Below are 17279 nucleotides of genomic sequence, written 5' to 3' on the forward strand. Positions count from 1 at the left end.
GATGTCGGATTTTCGATTCGCAACGCCAGGTTGGTCGGCGGCCCTGTGGGTCGTCTTGGCAACCTTCATCACGCTGCTCTACCTGGAGCAGCGACGTGGTGATGCGCTGGCGAGATTCCTGTCGCCTGTCATGCAACCGCGACTGGTCTCACGTTCGTCGTTGATGCGTCGCTCGATGACGACATTGCTGTTGGGACTCGCATCGGTTTGTTTTGTCCTGGCACTGATGCGACCGCAATACGGATTGACCTACGTCAAAGCGCCACGCGTCGGTGCGCAGATCATGTTTTGCCTGGACGTCAGCAAGTCGATGCTGGCCGAAGACGTCGCGCCGAACCGACTGGAACGCGCCAAAGCCGACATCACCGACTTGCTGACGTTCTTGGATGGGGATCAAGTCGGATTGATCGGGTTTGCCGGACGGGCGAGTGTGCTGTGCCCACTGACACCAGACTACGGCTTCTTCAAATTGGTGCTCGACGGCGCCGGTCCCAACAGCGTCGGACGCGGCGGCACCCGATTGGAAGAACCTCTCCGCAAAGCCTTGGACGGATTCCGTTCCGAAAGCGATGTCTCGCGCGTCGTGTTTCTGATCACCGATGGCGAAGACCACGATTCGCACCCGTTGGATGTGGCCAAGGACGCGATCGAACGCGGAATCAAAATCGTCGCCGTCGGCCTGGGCGATGAAGCGGGCAGCGAGATTCGCATCACCGATCCACGAACGGGCGTGCAACAGCAGGTGCTCGATGCGGACAACCGTCCCGTCGTCACGCGTTTGGACGGAGAAACACTTCGCGAACTCGCCTTGGCGACCGAAGGCGTTTATATCCCCGCGGGAACGGGAACCCTGGATCTGAAATCGATCTACGACGCCCACATCCAGCCGCTGGTCCGCGGAGAATTGTCCACCGAAGGTCGCGCGATCCGGCGCGATGCGTTCCAGTGGCTGATCCTGGCCGGGCTGATCCTGCTGGTCGCCGCCGTCGTCCTGGGCCACCGCCGTGCTGCCGATGCGATCGTACAGCCAGACGGACTGCCGGATGGAAAGCGGGAAGTACCGCAGCAAGCAACGCCGAACGATGCGGCCGCGAAAGTCGCGTTGGTGCTGCTGATCACAGCGACGCTGTCTCCCGGTACCGCGATCGCCGACCAAACCGCAACCGATCAATCCGCACCGGCGATCGCTCCAGCGGACAACGCGTTAGACAACGAGGCGACCGACGCAGTCGCGATCGTCGACGCCGACGAACCGATGGACGCTCGGGAAAGCTACAACCGAGGACTCGATCGGCTGAGTGGCGATTTGGATGAAGCCGAACGTTTGCTCAGCCAAGCCCGTCGAGACGCCGGCAGCGACGGTGAAGTTCGGTTTCGGGCGACGTACAACCTGGGCTGGGTCGAAATCAACCGCGCCGATGCAATCATCGAAGAAGAACCCGAACAGGCGCTCCAACATCTGCAACGAGCCGCGGGGTGGTTCCGAGACGCGATCCGATTGCGCAGCGACGCCGACGACGCACGTCACAATCTGGAAGTCGTTCTACTGCGAATCACGCAACTCCGCGATCAACTGATGAAACAGGACGATCAAGACCTGACGGCCCAATTGGACGCCTTGATCGCCGCTCAACGCCAGACCATCAGCAATCTCCGCGCGCTCGTCCAACAGATTGCCGAGAGCGACGATCCAAACATCGCTGATCAGCACCGAACATCGTTCCAACGATTGGCCATCGATCAACGCGTCGCACTGTCGGACCTGCAGGGTTTGGTCGAACAGGCTGCCGGCGAATTGGAAACATTGGAATCCAAAGCAGAATCCGAACGAACACCGGAAGAAAACATCCGTATCGCACAACTGGCCAGTTTATTGAGCTACCTGAACCAGGGCAGCCAACGGATCGGTCAATCTCGCAGCCAACTTCGTCGCCGTCAGGCATCACGCGGGTTTCGCCGCGCCGCGACGGCATTGAACCAATTGAAACGCGCCCGCGATCAACTGCGCCAGCCGTTGGAAATCTTGGACGCTCTTTCGAGAGACATCACCGAGACGGCACAGCACACCGCACTCAAGGCGATGGAAAGCCGAGGGATCGGCGGACAAGACGATTCACCTGTGATCCCCCGATGGATCGATCAGGAGTTCTTAGCCGACTCCCAAGCCGATCTGACCGGCCGCACCGAAGAGCTGACCAACCGGCTTGCGGCCGGCCTGGACAGCACCTCCCAAGACGATGCAGCAGCCGACATCGACGCCGAGCAACAAGCGTTTTTTGAGAAACTCAGCCGGGCAATGCCGCACCTGAACGCGGCCACCGATGCGTTGAAGACCGCGGACGAGAAACTTGCCTTCCCCGATTACGCCGCCGCAAGCGAACAGCAGGTCAATGCGCTCAAAGAATTGCAACGGGCACGGGAACAGTTTGCGGACTTGAAAACCCTGATCGAATTGGCCTACGCCGGTGAACAGGAAATCGGTGCTGCGTTGGCGGAACTGATCGGTCAACCGGAGACGGCTGAATCACCGGCTTCCGAATCAGCAGCTTCCGAATCACCGTCCGCCGAGGCACTGCCCGCCGACGCCGTGAAACAGCTCGTCGATTTCATCAGCGAGCGTCAGGCGGAAAACCTGCGACGCATGCAACGGTTGCGAGACGAGATTGTCGCCGAGACCGCCAAAGCTCAAGCCTCGCAAGACGAATCCGCCGAACAAGAATCGGCCGATCCAGCAAGCGATGAACCGTCTCAGGAGATGCAACGACTCACCCTTGCCATGCAACTGGCCGAACGCGCGAGCGAACAGATGAACGCCGTCGTCGCGAATTTACCAGACGAGAACGCTGGCAAGCCCACAGAGCCTCCCCTAGTAGCGGAAGGGCGCAAGCCCTCCGGTCCCCCACAGGCCCCGCCTTCCACAGAGCCTCCCCTAGTAGCGGAAGGGCGCAAGCCCTCCGGTCCCCCACAGGCCCCGCCTTCCACAGATCCGCCCCTGGTAGCGGAAGGGCGCAAGCCCTCCGGTCCCCCACAGGCCCCGCCTTCCACAGATCCTCCCCTGGTAGCGGAAGGGCGCAAGCCCTCCGGTCCGCCCCAGGCCCCGCCTTCCACAGATCCTCCCCTGGTAGCGGAAGGGCGCAAGCCCTCCGGTCCGCCCCAGGCCCCGCCTTCTGAAACGCCGCAACCCTACGCACTCTCCCAAACCCATGCCGAAGCAGCCATCGAGACGCTGCAGGATCTTCGTCGCCTGTTCTTTTCGATCGTCGAACACCTGCGAGAAACCGCGCAGCGTCAGGCCGGGATCAACGACGAAACCGAGCAAATGGCTGCTCTGCAATCAGAATCAGACTCCGAACGCCAACGCGCCGATGCAGCCGAGTTGGCGTCACGACAAAATGATCTGTCCGAGATTGCCGGGCAGATCGCATCCGCGTTAGAACAGCTGGCCGATGCATCGACAGATCCGCCGGCCGACCCCGGCGGACAAGCGGCTCCCGTCGATCCCCAGCAACAAGAAATGATCCAGCAGAACGCCGAAAAAGCAAAGAAAGCAGCCGGGCTGGTCAGGGAATCCACCCAACAGATGGACAAGGCATCGGAACAACTCAGCCGTGAGGATCCACAAATCGACCAAGCGCGACCGCCGCAGGACCTGGCGCTCGAAAAGTTGATCGAAGCGCTGCGAGAACTGCAACCGCCGCAGCAAGACCAATCGAATCAGCAGCAGAACCAACAGCAGCAACAACAAGACCAACAGCAACAGCAGTCCGACCAGAACCAACCCCAAGAGCAGAACGAAGAACAAGACGCGCAAATGGATCCGTCACGCGTTTTGCAAGCCGTCCGAGACCGTGAAGCGCAACGACGGCGTGAGCGGGACCAGCGTCAGCGCGCCGGACAGATACCGGTGGAAAAGGATTGGTGATGCCCATGAACTTGCAAGTCAACAACGAACCGAAAGCAAACTTCGTCGCGATGTCCACTCCGGCGCGGCCCGCTATCGCCATCGCGACGTGCGCCAAAGCGTGGAGCCCCCGCCGTCTCACGCTAGCAGCGGCGCAGTCAGTCCTGCTCCGCAGCTTGCTCACCTCGACAATGGTCCTGCTGTGGTGGGCGACATCTGCCGCTGCGCAAGACGTGAACGTCCAGGTGGCGACCGAAGAGCCACCACACTATGTCGGCGTCAGCGTGATCGTTCAGTTGACCGTCGATGGACTGGAAGCAGATCCGCAACCGCAATGCGTCGCCGAGTCCTCCTCGCCGGACGTACGGGTTCGATTGGCCGGGATCAGTCCGCGAATCGTTCAACGCATGTTTCAGTCGGGCACCCAGATTCGACGAATTCAACAAGTCACCCACACCATCCAATTTCGCGTCACGGCCAACCAACCGGGAGACTACGAAATTGGCCCGTTCGTGATCACCCAAGGCAATACCGAAAAGCGCGTGGACGCGATCACGATGTCTTTCGCCGAAGTCCCGACGACGGACGACATGCGGATCCAATTGCAACTGCCCGAATCCGCTTATCCCGATCAACGCGTTCCCGTCACGATTCAGTGGTGGTTCGCTGGCGACACCGACAACGTCAATCAGCTCCGAATCGATGGGACGATGTTGGACGAATTCCGATTCGCCCCCGACCGCACGCCTGAGCGGGGCGGATCACGATTGCCGATCGAGACCGAGGAGGGCACGATCGCATTGGCAGCCACGGCGGAACGCAAAACCGTCGACGGCACGGAATTCACCGTCGTTTCGGCACAGCGGACATTGATCCCGAACCGGCCGGGTACGTACGAGATCGCGCCGATCACCGCGACGATCCAGTGGGTCACGCAGTGGGACCAGCGTCGGCGATCCCCGTTCGGTGATTTCGGGATCGGCGGTTCGCTGCTGGAAGAAGCCTTCGGCGGTCGCCGTCGTCCGGCGAAAGTCGAGTTATTTCGCGCCGAAGGCGAACCGTTGACGTTCGAAGTCAAACCGTTTCCCAGCCAAGGCCGTCCGGAAAGCTTTTCGGGGGCCGTCGGGAACGGGTTTTCTCTCGATGTCTCCGCCGATCGCACTGTTGTTCGAGTCGGCGACCCGATTCGTTTGACGCTGCATCTGCGTGGGGATGGGAATATCGAAGGTGCGACGCTGCCACCGCTGTCCGCCGATGGTGGTTTGGATCCCGGGCACTTCCGATTGCCCGAAGGCGACGTGACCGGCGTTCTGCAGGACGATCAAGACGGCAAGCAGTTTGTCGTCTCGGTCCGCGTACTCGATGAGAGCATCAACGAAATTCCGTCGATCGCTTATTCATGGTTTGACGCCGAAAAAGAACGTTACCAAACCACTCGATCCGAGCCGATCGCGCTGCGTGTGATGCCGGCACAAGTCGTCGGAGCGGACGCGGTCGTCAGCAGTCAATCCGCTCCCTCACCGAACGACACCGTAGCCAACGATCCAACCGCCCAATCAGCTCGCTCGAGCGGTCCGCGCAGTTTTTCGCTCAGCGGTGCCGACTTGGCGATCGAACGTGATCCGCAGCGTTTGCTGACGGGATCCACCAGCCTGCTGGCCCGTCCGTCATTGCAAGTTGCCGGATACGCTTTGGGATCGCTGTGCCTGATCGTCGCCCTGGTCGATCGAAAGCGGCGTCAAGTCGACCCTGCGATTCGGCAAGCGTCGGCTGTCGTGCGGACACAACGGGGACGCATTGCCGCGGCCGAACGGTTACCGGAAAAGCAAGCCGCCAAACAGATCGCCGAAGCACTCCGCGTGGCCCATCTCGAAATTCCCGAGACGGACCGTTCAGCCATCCAACCGATCATTGCCGAGTGCGAAGCGATCGCTTACAAGCCCGGTGACGACGCCGATGCAAGGATTTCGCCGGACCTGTTGGGTCGCGCCTTGGCAGCCATCGACTCCCTGAAACCAAGCCACTCCACTGCATGATGCGGCCGATCGCTCTTCTGTTCGTCTTGATCCAAGTCCTTTGCGGCGTGGCAACGTCTGTGGCTGGAGACACTGCGCCCGGTGCGACTTACTTTGGCACTGATGGTGCTAGCGGAACGGCGCAAGCCGTCCGGTACCGACTCGACAACATCCTGGCAGACCGGAGGGCTCGCTCCCTACCGCTAACAATAAGTGGTAGCGGAACGGCGCGAGCCGTCCGGTTCCGGCTCGACAACATCCTGGCAGACCGGAGGGCTCGCGCCCTACCGCTAACAATAAGTGCTAGCGGAACGGCGAGAGCCGTCCGGTACCGGCTCGATAACATCCTGCCAGACCGGAGGGCTCGCGCCCTACCGCTAACAATAAGTGCTAGCGGAACGGCGCGAGCCGTCCGCTTCCGGCTCGACAACATCCTGGCAGACCGGAGGGCTCGCGCCCTACCGCTCACAATAAGCACTCCGATTGGAATGAACGTACGTGGCTTTGACACTGCGTCCGCGGCCGGGGACACCTTGCAGCGGGCGATCCAGGCGTACCGGTCGGCCCTGGACGAGGTGCAGCGCGATCGACGTTTGGAATCCTTTTCCCGCGCCGAAACCCTGTTCACGCAAGTGATTGCTGACCAACGGTCTCGAACGCCGAATCAGCTGCCGAGTGCCGACCTGTATTTCAACCAGGGAAACGCGGCCTTGGGAGCGGAACATCTTGGTGCCGCAATCCTGGCCTATCGGCGTGCCTTGGCGATCGCACCCAATCATCGGCGTGCGCGCCAGAACCTCGAATTCGCCCGCACGTTGCTGCCCGATTGGGTTCCCGTTCCGGAAGGAGATGCGATTTCATTTGGATCCTTCTTTGATTGGATGCAAACGATTCGGGCCGGCCAGTGGAACGGAATCGCCGCGATCATGTTTTTGCTGGCGATGGCACTGGCGGCGTTTTATTTGCGAACGGACAAGACCGTGGCACGCAATTTGGCCGTCGTGCTTCTGATCGTCTGGATCGGCGTGCTCGCACGATCCTGGATGCATCGAAGTGATGCGACCGAGAGGATCGCGGTGGTGATTCTTCCCGAAGTCACCGCGCGGTCGGCCGATTCGATCCATTCGCCGGCAACGTTTCGCGAACCCTTGCCCGGCGGCGTGGAAGTCACCGTGGTGGAGGACCGCGACGAGTGGGTGCGAGTGCAATTGTCCGATGGCCGCGAAGCCTGGCTGCCGGCATCGGCCATCGAAATCGTGGAACCGTAGCGGACGCGGCCAAGGCGTTCGGCACCGCCCCGTCCCGAACGAAACTTTTGGCGGCCTGTCGATTGAGCGGTATTGACCGACAGCCCGCCAGCCCACGGACGGCAATTCAACGTCTCCGCCTGAGCCCAACCGATGCGACGTGTCTTAATCGATCACGCCAGCACCTTTTCGACCACGTTGCCGTGCACATTGGTCAGCCGAAAGTGAAACCCTTTGTAGCGAAACGTCAGCCGTTTGTGGTTGATCCCCAGCAGGTGCAACACCGTCGCGTGAAAATCGTGGACATGGAAAGGATCTTCCGTTGCGGTGAATCCGAAATCATCGGTCACACCGTAGCTGCATCCCGGTTTGACGCCGCCGCCGGCCATCCATAACGGACCGCTTTTGGTGTGATGATCGCGTCCGCTCCCTCCCTGAGACATCGGCGTGCGACCGAATTCGCCGCCCCAAATCACAAGTGTGTCTTCCAACATGCCACGTTGTTTTAGATCTTTCAGCAAGGCCGCACATCCTTGATCGACCTCCTTCGTTCGCGCCGTGATACCTTTGACGACACCGCTGTGATGATCCCATCCGGTATGATAAAGCTGGATGAAGCGGACGCCCCGCTCGGCCATCCGGCGTGCCATCAAACAATTGGAGCCAAAGCTGCCATCGGGTTTTTCATCGACGCCGTAGAGCTTTCGCGTGGTCACCGACTCTGAAGCGAACTCGGCCAATTCCGGTACACTGGTCTGCATTTGAAAGGCCAGTTCATACTGATTGATCCGGGTCAAGATCTCGGGATCATCGACCTGATCATGGTAGAGTCGATTCAGCGATTCGATCGATCGGATCGTTTCGGCTTGACTGGTCGCGTTGATGCCACTGGGAGATTTGAGATAGTTCAGCGGTTGCTCACTGCCGTAGAATTCCACGCCTTGATGTTTGCCCGGCAAGAACCCGTTGTGCCACGCCGTGGTCGGAATGGGTTGGCCCAAGGGACCACTTCGCATGACCACAAAGCTTGGTAAATCGTCTGTCTCGGCGCCCAAACCGTAGGACAACCAGGAACCCATGCTCGGTCGTCCCGCGATACTGAACCCCGTGTTCATGAAGGTGTGCGCGGGGTCATGATTGACCTGATCGGTTTGCAAGGTGCGAACCACGCAAAGATCGTCGGCGACCGTCTGAAGATGCGGCAACAGGTTGGAGATTTTTTGGCCGGATCTGCCACACGGCTTGAATCCGACGTCTGTCCCGAAACATTTGAGCGCCTCGTATTGAAGAAAGGCCAGCTTCACGCCATCGGTCAACGACTTTGGAATCGCTTTCCCGTTGAGTTCGCGGAGCATGGGTTTGTCGTCAAACGTTTCGAACTGACTCGGCCCCCCAGACATGTACAGGTAAATCACTCGCTTGGCTTTGGGCGGATGATTCGGAAACGAAAGCTGCGACGAGGATGCGGCGGACGTTGACTCGCCGAGCATCGACCCGAGCGCCATCGCGGCGATACCGCCGGCGGACCGCCCAAAGAAATGGCGGCGTGTCACATCCAAAATGGCAGAATGATTCATGGTTCAGGACCGGCTCAGGAATTCGTGGAGGTTCAAGATCGCACGCGCGACCGCGGTCCAAGCCGCGATTTCGGGTGCGTCGGCGAGCGAAGGAGGCGAGGCTTGACCGATCGCAACCAGCCTCTGTGCATCATCGACGGCGGTCTGATAGTGGGCTCGTTGACTGGTCAACAGCTTTTCCAACACATCGATCTCATCCGCCGAAGGCCGGCGTTGCAGCGACAACAAGAACGCCGATTCGATCCGTTCTCGATCACTGCGATCCGAGGCGTCGCAGATCCGCATCGCCAGCACGCGTGCCGCTTCGACAAAAATCGGATCATTCAACAACGACAGTGCCTGCCCCGGCGTGTTGGTGATGTTCCGCTTCGCCGTGCACTCTTGACGCGTCGGCGCATCGAACGCCAACATCGTCGGATGGATGTTCTGACGCTTCCAGAATGTGTAAAGGCTGCGATCGTACTGCGCCGCGTCGGGACTGGTTTCCCAAACCATGTGACGACTTCCATACATGACCTTGTCCGAACGTGACCAATAGGGATCCGGTTGATACGGAAAGAAACTCTCGGTAGGAATTTGCTCCGTGTCACGCAATAGCCCCGCGGCGTGCAATGCCGAATCGCGGATACTTTCGGCGTTCAACCGAAAACGACTTTGCCTGGCATGCCAACGATTGCCCGGGTCACGCTCTCGCAGATCTTTCGATGGAGTGGACCTTAGTTGGTAGGCCCGGGTCGATGTCAACAATCGCACCATGTGGTCGCGGTCCCAACCGCTGTCGCGAAACTCACACGCCAGCCAGTCGAGCAGAGCCAGGTTGGACGGCCAATCGCCTTGGGTGCCGGAATCTTCCAGCGTCTCGCTCAATCCCCGGCCAAAGAATTGGTGCCAGAGCCGGTTGACAGACACGCGTGCGACCAGCGGGTGAGCGTCTGAGAAGAGCCAGCGTGCCAGATCCAGACGCGTCAACGGTTGGGAACGTTCGGCAACCTGTACTGCGTTGAGAAATTCTGGAAACGCCGGCGAGACGATCGGACCAGATTCGTCTTGATAATCACCGCGGTTGAGCAGCCGCGTCGTCTTGCGCTGACGTGCCTGCCGTGACACGAGGACCGGCATCGCTCGAGCACGCATCAAAAAGAGTTCCGATTCCAAGCGTCGCAACTTGGTCATCTGCTCGTGTTGAGTTTGCTCACGAAACGCATCGATGACCAGTTCTCGCTGCAGTTCATTCCGCTTGCTCGCGTCGGCCTTGAGCGCCGAAGCGACGAATTCAGCCCGGCTCTGATAGACCTGTCGGTTCATGGGTTGTTCCCACCAGCGGCGGATGGCGGTTTCGCCCAGCGCGAGTGCGGTCGCCTTGTCCGTACGCAGTTCCAACCCGCTGTCACCCCAGCCCACCCGGCCGCCGCTGTGCAACCAAGCCATGCCGCAGCGTTCGAAGGTCTTGCCGCCGACCGGTGGAATCTGTTTGCTAAAGGGGACGCGCAAACGTACCCAACCCGACTGCTGCGGAAGGTCACCGAGCCGCAAAACACGCTCGGGATCACTCCAGGTGTGTCGCTCGGCCAGTTGGCCTGACGTGTCATCGCCCCAGTAGTAGGTTTCGTAGTTGGCGGTGTTCCACCCCAGCCGGCCGTAGTCACCATTGGAGACTTGAAACCCGATCATGTCCGGGAGATCCTCTTCATCAATCCAAACGTCGACGTACCAGGCGTCTTTCGCCTCTTCTGTTTTTTGCCCACCAGGATTGACGTAACCGGTCATCAATTCCGCGGCGTGATGCCGGTGAAGTCGCTTGGGCTCGCTGTGGGTCTGGCGAGCGAATCGACCATCCAGGTTCGCGGCGAGAAACTCTCCTTCCAAAACGCGGGCTGCCGGTAGCTGGGCGGGAATCCAGACGAAATCCGATCGCGATTGAGAATCTTTCAGTTTGCTGAGGATGGCGGTTTCCCATTCCGAGATCTCGTCGATCGGTTTGGCAGCGATGGCCTGCTTCAACTCGTCGATTTTTTTCGCGAGCTGGCGATCTCGGCGTGCCGCTTCAGCGTCATCGTGGACATAGTGCAGGGGTTCGCGGCGATCGCCGGGCGTGTACACGCCGGCTTCGACCAAGTCATCAAAAAACGCGGCCAAGCTGTAGTAGTCTTTGGCAGAGAACGGATCGAACTTGTGGTCGTGGCATTCTGCGCAGCCGGTCGTCATCGCCATCCAAACCGTGCCCAAGGCTCGGACATGTTCTCCCTTGAGCTTGTACAGTTGTTCGGTCTCAATCGCACCGGCTTCGCAATTGGTGTTGACGATGCGGTTGTATCCCGACGCGATCAGTTGGTCGTCGCTGGGATCGGGAAGTAGATCGCCGGCCAACTGCTCGATCGAAAACTGATCGAATGGCATGTTTTGATCAAACGCTTTGATGACCCACGCCCGGTAGGCGCCCGACGCGATCGGTTCGTCGCTGACAAACCCGCTGGTGTCGGCCCAGCGCACCAGATCCAGCCAACGGACGGCTTGGTGTTCGGCGTAGGCAAGCTGTGACATCCAGCGATCGCGAAACTCAACAAAGTGTTGCTCGCTGGGATCTTGCTCAAACGTCGCCACTTCCTCGGCCGTCGGCGGCAATCCGCGCAAGTCAAAACTGAGCCGGCGCAATCGTTCACGCGGAGTGGCGATAGAAACCGGCGCTGCGCCGTGTTCGGCCCAACCGGATTCCAACAGTGCGTCGATCGCAGCGGCTGCCCGCCCTTGCTTTGACAGCCCCGTGCCGTCTGCAGAAGCGGAGACTTCGGGGCGTTCAAGAGACCGCCACGCCCAGTGTTGCTGGTACTCGGCCCCCTGATCGATCCAGCGTCGGAGCAGGTCGATGTCAGCGGGCGAGAGTTGTTTGTCGGAGTCAGGCGGCGGCATGATTTCGTCCGGCGAATCACTCAGGATGCGACGCACGAATTCAGACTCATCGGACTCGCCGGGGACGATCACACCGCTGTCGGTCGCACCGTCGTAGGAATCCAGTCGCAGATCGGCTTCACGACTCGATTCGTCGGGGCCATGACAGAGCAAACAGTTCTCGCTCAGGATCGGTCGGATGTCGCGATTAAAATCGACGCGTTCTTCGCCGGCCGCCACAACGGGCAGGGCAATCATCAACGTCAACAGCACTCGTGTCAGGGGATTCATCATCGTGGCGTAAGCTTCCAGCTTGCGAATTCGGTACTCCGCAACCGGGAGGCGTCCGCCACCGGCCTGCGTGTTCAGCAAAAAGTCTACCCGCTCCGGCCAAGAACTTCTTGGACGGATCTCGATGAGTTTGGTACATTTTGACCATGGCCGAACCACTGTCCCACCTAGTCCAACAGCGGTTTTTCCGAAAACAACCTCTCGCGGAATCGTTAATTGCATTGTTTGACGCGCTGCCACAGACGTACTTTTACGCCAAAGACGTCGACAGCCGTTTTGTAAAGGTTAACCAACAATTCCTGGACAACCATGGGCTTGCCGATGAGTCCGAGGCGATCGGCAAAACCGACCATGATCTCCATCCACCGTTGTTGGCCAAAGCCTACATCGAGGAGGATCGACGTGTGATGTCGAGTCGCCAGCCCCTGCCCGGACAGGTCTGGCTGGTGCTCCATCGCCGTCAGACCCCGCGATGGTATGTGTCGACCAAAACCCCCCTGTACAATGCCTGTGATGAGGTCATCGGCATCGCCGGCGCGATGTACCGCATTGAGCATCAACAAGAGCTCACGCGGCACCTTCAAGAATTATTGCCCGCGGCACGGCACATCGAATTGCACTACAACGAACCGATCTCGATGGCGGAGATGGCGAGTTTGACAGGGCTTTCCTCGACGCACTTCAATCGACGCTTTCGGCAATTACTGCGGATGACCCCGATGCAATACTTACGCAGCATCCGCGTTCAGGCGGCACGTGATCTTCTGACGACCTCCTCCAGAACGCTTGCGGAAATTGCAGTAGCCGTCGGATACACCGACCAAAGTCACTTGACCAAACGGTTTCGCGAAGTCACCGGCATCACGCCCGCCGCCTACCGCCGCCAGTTCGTGAAATCCAGTAACGAGTGATGTTGCGATCGGATTCCGAAACACTGCGGCAGTTGGTACCCTTTAGAAATGCGAGCGTCGTCGGCTCAATCGGCCAACACCTCGCTTTTCAATCCCTGTATTTGCTGAGACGTTGCGATGGTGAATGATTTGACACCGATCTCGGAGATTCTGGTCCCCGTTGACTTCAGCGAGTGTTCCAGGCGAGCATTGCACTATGCCATGCGGATCGCCGCAGCGAGCAATGCCCACATCCACCTCTTGAACGTCATCGATGATCCCACGTTGATTCACCAATCGACCGATCAAAAGTTTCGTGACCGGCAAGCTCATGAAATCGAAGAACAGTTCCTGAATGTGATGAGCCCCGAGGATCGCGCGCGTTTCCGGACGACGACCAGCATTCGCTTCGGAACGGCCTATCACGAAATCGAAACGTACGCCAAAGAGCACGAAATTGAATTGATCGTGATGGGAAACTCCGCCCGCTCCAGTCTCTCCAGCGCCATCCTGGGCAGCGTTTCCGGACACACGATCCGTCACGCAGTCTGCCCCGTCATGACGGTGACGAATCACTGCGAGTGACGTAGTCGCTTTTTGCCCAAAGGGCATGCATATCCATAGCCTGGGGCAAGCAAACCGAGCATTTGCGAGGGTTGCGCCGCCCCAGGAAACGCGGTGTAGATACCAATGCCCTAGCAGGAGGGTCGAGCGAAGCGAGGCGAGCGTTTCCGTTGCACCGCATCAACCGATACGAACACCAAACGGGGTGCTCCTAGTCCGCCGTCTCGCGTTCAAAGCGCCTTTTCGAAGGCCTCTTTGCCGCCGACGATCGGCAGCGAAACGGAGGTGCCGCCCAAGTCGATCGTCAACTCCGTCCCGGGTGTCGGGTGCAGTGTGAAATCTTTGTCGCTGGACAAGATCATCAATCCGATCTGCTGGCCTTTGGGGATGACTTGATCGTCGGGCTGAAGATCAAACGACACCTCGTAAAACGTTCCCGGCTCCAACGGTTCGCTTTCAGTCATCGAGTTGCGGTTTTGCGGGTCAGCCCAACCACGGGTAATGATGTTGTCGGTGATCTTGGCGTTCTTGTCATTGTTCCACGGCAACGAGACCAGCCAGACCGACAGATTGGCAACGGGTTTACTGCTGGCCAGTTTGATCGTGATGCGAGGCGTTCCGGAAAGATGAATCGGCTCCTTGAATTTTGGAGTCGTGTAGATCAATCGGTGCTCGGTCCATTCGGCTTGAGCCAGCGAGGCACCATCGAACGAAAAATTGTCGACCAGCGTCTCGGTGCCGGCGTCCTGAGTCGCTTGCGTGCTCAGCGATCCCCGTTCGGGTGCGCCGCCGGACAAATAAAACGTGACCGGTGACGCGTCTGGATGGGGGTAGTCGGGATAGGACGTCGGTTTGTCCTGCTTGTCGCCTTCGCGAACGATCCACGCACGCGGGTCCTTTTCGACACCGTTTTCGACGCCGTGCAAGTAACGTGTGAACCAGCGATTCATCATCGTCATCGGCGGTGGTCCCCCGTGTCCGCCCTGATGGAAAAACGCTTGCGTCGGAACACCTTTCTTCTTGAGCGCCTCGTAGATTCGAACGCTGTGCTCGGGGACCACATTCCAATCGTTGAAAGCATGAGCCATCAAGACGGCGGCCTTCAACGGTTCCAGATCATTCAAGTAGTCTCGCCCCGCCCAGAAATCGTTGTAGTCACCGTTGACCCGATCGAACTGGGTCAGCATCTCCTGATCACGGACAGTGCAATCACAGTACTCACGTCGCGCTTCGTTGCCGCTGTGGATGAAGTCGTACAGGTAGTCGATGTCTTCGCCCAGATAACCGTAGGGATGCCGCACCAGCCCGTTGGATCGGTAGTAGTGATAGTACGATGTGTTGGGCGCGACCGGGATGATCGCTTCCAATCCATCCACGCCGGTCGTGGCCGCCGCCAGCGGGATTGTGCCGTTGTAACTCGTTCCCGTCATCCCGACTTTGCCGGTGCACCAATCGGCGGTGACTTTTTCATTTCCATCGGGAGTCGTAAACCCATCGGCACGACCGCACAGCCAGTCGATCACGGCCTTGGGTGCCAGCGACTCGTTGTCGCCGCCCACAGTGGGACACCCCTGGGACAGTCCGGTTCCGGGAGACGAGGAATGAACCACGATGTAGCCGCGTGGCACCCAATCTTTTTCGTGCCGCTTGGAGATGATCGGACGCATCCCTGTTCGCTCGACGGCGTCAAAGTGTTTTCGTTCCGGTGGGTCCTCGCCGAGTTCCTGTCGCGGGTTCCAAAAATACTCGTCTCCCTTCGCGCCGGTACCGGCAAAGTAGGGACTGGAGTTATAAACGACGGGCAACTTCAACCCTTCGCTCTCGGTTTGCCGTGGACGCGTCACGCTGACATGCATCCGATCCAGTTTGTCGTCTCCGTCGGAATCAAACTCCGTCTCGACCCACAGATCGTGCCGAATCCAATAGTCTGAATCTTCAAACGCTTTGACCACCTGGGCTTCACCGTCCTTGAACACCGGCTTGGCCGGTTCCTTGGCCGTCGCGATCGATCGCCCGGCAACGAGACAGGTGACCAGGCTGATGCAAGCGAATGCAGTGCGCGTCAATCGAGAGGTGTGCATGACGGATCTCTTTAGAAGTCAAACTTGAAGTTGGCACAGAAAGACGACACGATTCGTTCAGGAATGCCGATTTGCCGTCAGCTATTGCATTGTCGTAAAAACGGAAGTTTCATCCAGGTGCTGGAGACGAAAGGGTCAAAAAATGGAGTGGTCAAAACATTAGGCCTCTCAATAAACCCTCTCCACCTTCCTGCGGCGATCTTCCTACCCAACAAATCTTCCTACCCACAAATCTTCCTACCCACAAATCTTCCTACCCACAAATCTTCCTACCCACAAATCTTCCTACCCACAAATCTTCCTACCCACCATTTTTTGACCAACCAATCTTCTTCCCCACCTCACGACCGGACAATGTCGTCAATCACGTTGCCGTGGACATCGGTCAGGCGGAAATAGCGTCCTTGGTATCTGTACGTTAACTGTTCGTGGTCGATGCCCAATTGCGCCAGAATCGTGGCTTGCAAGTCGTGGACGTGGACGGGTTTTTCAACGACGTTCACGCTGTATTCGTCGGTCTCGCCATACGTCATCCCCCCGCGGATGCCACCGCCGGCCATCCAGTACGTGAAACAATTCGGGTGGTGATCGCGTCCGTACACCTTGTCCGTCAGTTTGCCCTGGCAGTAAACCGTCCGCCCGAATTCACCGCCCCAAATCACCAGAGTCTCATCGAGCATGCCGCGTTGCTTCAGGTCGCTCAGCAAGGCCGCGGTGGGTTGATCGGTGTCACGACATTGCGAGGGGACTTGTTTGGGAGCGTTGTTGTGGGCGTCCCAACCGCGGTGGTAGAGCTGAATAAACCGCACGCCGCGTTCCGCCAAGCGCCGTGCCAACAGACAGTTGTAGGCGTACTTGCCGACTTGCGTCGCCTGAGGCCCGTACAGATCCAGAACCGATTGCGGTTCGTCGTTGACGTCAATCAATTCCGGCACACTCATTTGCATCCGGTACGCCAATTCGTACTGGGCGATCCGAGTCGCGATCGTCGGGTCATTGAACTGATCGGCGCGGTCTTGGTTCAATTTCTCCACTGAATCCAACATGCGTCGGCGCTGGGTGCGGGTCATTCCGGCGGGGTTGTAGAGGTCCAGGATCGGATCCCCCTGGCCGCGGAACTTCACGCCTTGAAAGCGGCCTGGCAAAAAACCGGCACCCCACAATCGGTCATACAGCGGCTGGCCGGCTTTGGCCGATCCGTTGGACGTCATCGCGACAAACGCCGGCAGGTTGGCGTTCTCGGTGCCCAAACCATAATTCACCCAGGCACCCATACTGGGGCGACCGGCGATCACCGATCCGGTTTGGAACAAGGTTGCCGCCGGATCGTGATTGATCGCTTCGGTGTGCATGCTTTTGATGACGCAGATCTCATCGACCACCTTGGCCAAGTGCGGCAGGGTTTCGCTGAGCCAAATACCCGACTGCCCGTGTTGCTGAAACTTGAACGTGCTGGGCGCGACGGGAAACGACGTCTGGCCCGATGTCATCGTCGTCTTTCGCTCGGCCGGATAGACCGACAGCGGCACCTCTTCGCCGAAACGCTTGGCCAGCTCCGGTTTGTAGTCGAACAGATCCATCTGCGACGGGCCGCCCGACTGGAACAAGTAGATCACACGTTTGGCTTTGGGAGCGATCGTGGCAAAGGCCGACGCGTCTGCTGCGGGTAGCGCGTTCGCTTCGGCCGCCCCGACCAGATTCCCCCCGCCGGTCAGATTCCCGTCGCCCAGCAGGGTCCCTGCAGCGATCGCCCCCAGCCCCAACGTGCTGCCGGACAGAAACGCTCGTCGGTTGTGCCGTCTCTTGAATTCTTCCAAAGGGTTCATG

9 protein-coding genes are annotated in these 17279 nt (G+C 59.1%); 5 read left to right on the forward strand and 4 right to left on the reverse strand.

What is annotated here, in order from left to right:
- Window position 1: 1 nt before the first annotated feature.
- The 3 genes from TBK1r_RS26125 to TBK1r_RS26135 all read left to right on the forward strand — a co-directional run bounded on the left by TBK1r_RS26125 (window position 2) and on the right by TBK1r_RS26135 (window position 7184).
- Window positions 2-3922 carry a VWA domain-containing protein gene (locus TBK1r_RS26125; RefSeq protein ID WP_145217634.1) on the forward strand — a complete coding sequence of 1307 codons (3921 nt, stop codon included), beginning with the start codon at window positions 2-4 and terminating at the stop codon, window positions 3920-3922.
- Window positions 3922-5937, forward strand: coding sequence for a BatD family protein (locus tag TBK1r_RS26130; protein ID WP_145217637.1), 2016 nt, complete (start codon window positions 3922-3924; stop codon window positions 5935-5937). The genes TBK1r_RS26125 and TBK1r_RS26130 overlap by 1 nt, the downstream gene beginning before the upstream one ends.
- A gap of 467 nt (window positions 5938-6404) precedes the next feature.
- On the forward strand, window positions 6405-7184 hold the full coding sequence (locus TBK1r_RS26135) for an SH3 domain-containing protein (RefSeq protein WP_145217640.1): 780 nt from the start codon (window positions 6405-6407) through the stop codon (window positions 7182-7184).
- Window positions 7185-7336: 152 nt separating this feature from the next.
- Here the strand turns inward: TBK1r_RS26135 and TBK1r_RS26140 are convergent, their stop codons facing one another.
- Together TBK1r_RS26140 and TBK1r_RS26145 are read right to left on the reverse strand one after the other, a co-directional pair.
- Window positions 7337-8740: a DUF1501 domain-containing protein gene (locus TBK1r_RS26140; RefSeq protein ID WP_145217643.1), complete on the reverse strand. Its 1404-nt coding sequence runs from the start codon at window positions 8738-8740 to the stop codon at window positions 7337-7339.
- 3 nt (window positions 8741-8743) lie between these two features.
- Window positions 8744-11920 (reverse strand): PSD1 and planctomycete cytochrome C domain-containing protein, encoded by a 3177-nt coding sequence (locus TBK1r_RS26145; RefSeq protein ID WP_419580406.1) that lies wholly within the window; start codon window positions 11918-11920, stop codon window positions 8744-8746.
- Between the two features lie 143 nt (window positions 11921-12063).
- On the opposite strand from TBK1r_RS26145, the gene TBK1r_RS26150 reads away from it, so the two are divergent.
- Both TBK1r_RS26150 and TBK1r_RS26155 read left to right on the forward strand, forming a co-directional pair.
- Window positions 12064-12828, forward strand: coding sequence for an AraC family transcriptional regulator (locus TBK1r_RS26150; RefSeq protein ID WP_145217645.1), 765 nt, complete (start codon window positions 12064-12066; stop codon window positions 12826-12828).
- 117 nt (window positions 12829-12945) lie between these two features.
- Window positions 12946-13392, forward strand: a complete 447-nt coding sequence (locus tag TBK1r_RS26155) for a universal stress protein (protein WP_145217648.1) — start codon at window positions 12946-12948, stop codon at window positions 13390-13392.
- 209 nt (window positions 13393-13601) lie between these two features.
- Here TBK1r_RS26155 and TBK1r_RS26160 read toward each other — a convergent pair whose 3' ends face one another.
- Together TBK1r_RS26160 and TBK1r_RS26165 are read right to left on the reverse strand one after the other, a co-directional pair.
- Window positions 13602-15452: a Xaa-Pro dipeptidyl-peptidase gene (locus TBK1r_RS26160; RefSeq protein ID WP_145217650.1), complete on the reverse strand. Its 1851-nt coding sequence runs from the start codon at window positions 15450-15452 to the stop codon at window positions 13602-13604.
- Between the two features lie 341 nt (window positions 15453-15793).
- Window positions 15794-17278, reverse strand: a complete 1485-nt coding sequence (locus TBK1r_RS26165) for a DUF1501 domain-containing protein (protein WP_145217652.1) — start codon at window positions 17276-17278, stop codon at window positions 15794-15796.
- Window position 17279: the final 1 nt, after the last annotated feature.

The sequence above is a fragment of the Stieleria magnilauensis genome (assembly GCA_007753675.1).
GTDB lineage: Bacteria > Planctomycetota > Planctomycetia > Pirellulales > Pirellulaceae > Stieleria > Stieleria magnilauensis.

Excerpts from the sequence above, each read along its gene's own strand:
- TBK1r_RS26125 (WP_145217634.1), top strand. The coding sequence starts at position 2 with ATGTCGGATTTTCGATTCGCAACGCCAGGTTGGTCGGCGGCCCTGTGG.
- TBK1r_RS26130 (WP_145217637.1), top strand. The coding sequence starts at position 3,922 with ATGCCCATGAACTTGCAAGTCAACAACGAACCGAAAGCAAACTTCGTC.
- TBK1r_RS26135 (WP_145217640.1), top strand. The coding sequence starts at position 6,405 with ATGAACGTACGTGGCTTTGACACTGCGTCCGCGGCCGGGGACACCTTG.
- TBK1r_RS26140 (WP_145217643.1), bottom strand. The coding sequence starts at position 8,740 with ATGAATCATTCTGCCATTTTGGATGTGACACGCCGCCATTTCTTTGGG.
- TBK1r_RS26145 (WP_419580406.1), bottom strand. The coding sequence starts at position 11,920 with ATGATGAATCCCCTGACACGAGTGCTGTTGACGTTGATGATTGCCCTG.
- TBK1r_RS26150 (WP_145217645.1), top strand. The coding sequence starts at position 12,064 with ATGGCCGAACCACTGTCCCACCTAGTCCAACAGCGGTTTTTCCGAAAA.
- TBK1r_RS26155 (WP_145217648.1), top strand. The coding sequence starts at position 12,946 with ATGGTGAATGATTTGACACCGATCTCGGAGATTCTGGTCCCCGTTGAC.
- TBK1r_RS26160 (WP_145217650.1), bottom strand. The coding sequence starts at position 15,452 with ATGCACACCTCTCGATTGACGCGCACTGCATTCGCTTGCATCAGCCTG.
- TBK1r_RS26165 (WP_145217652.1), bottom strand. The coding sequence starts at position 17,278 with ATGAACCCTTTGGAAGAATTCAAGAGACGGCACAACCGACGAGCGTTT.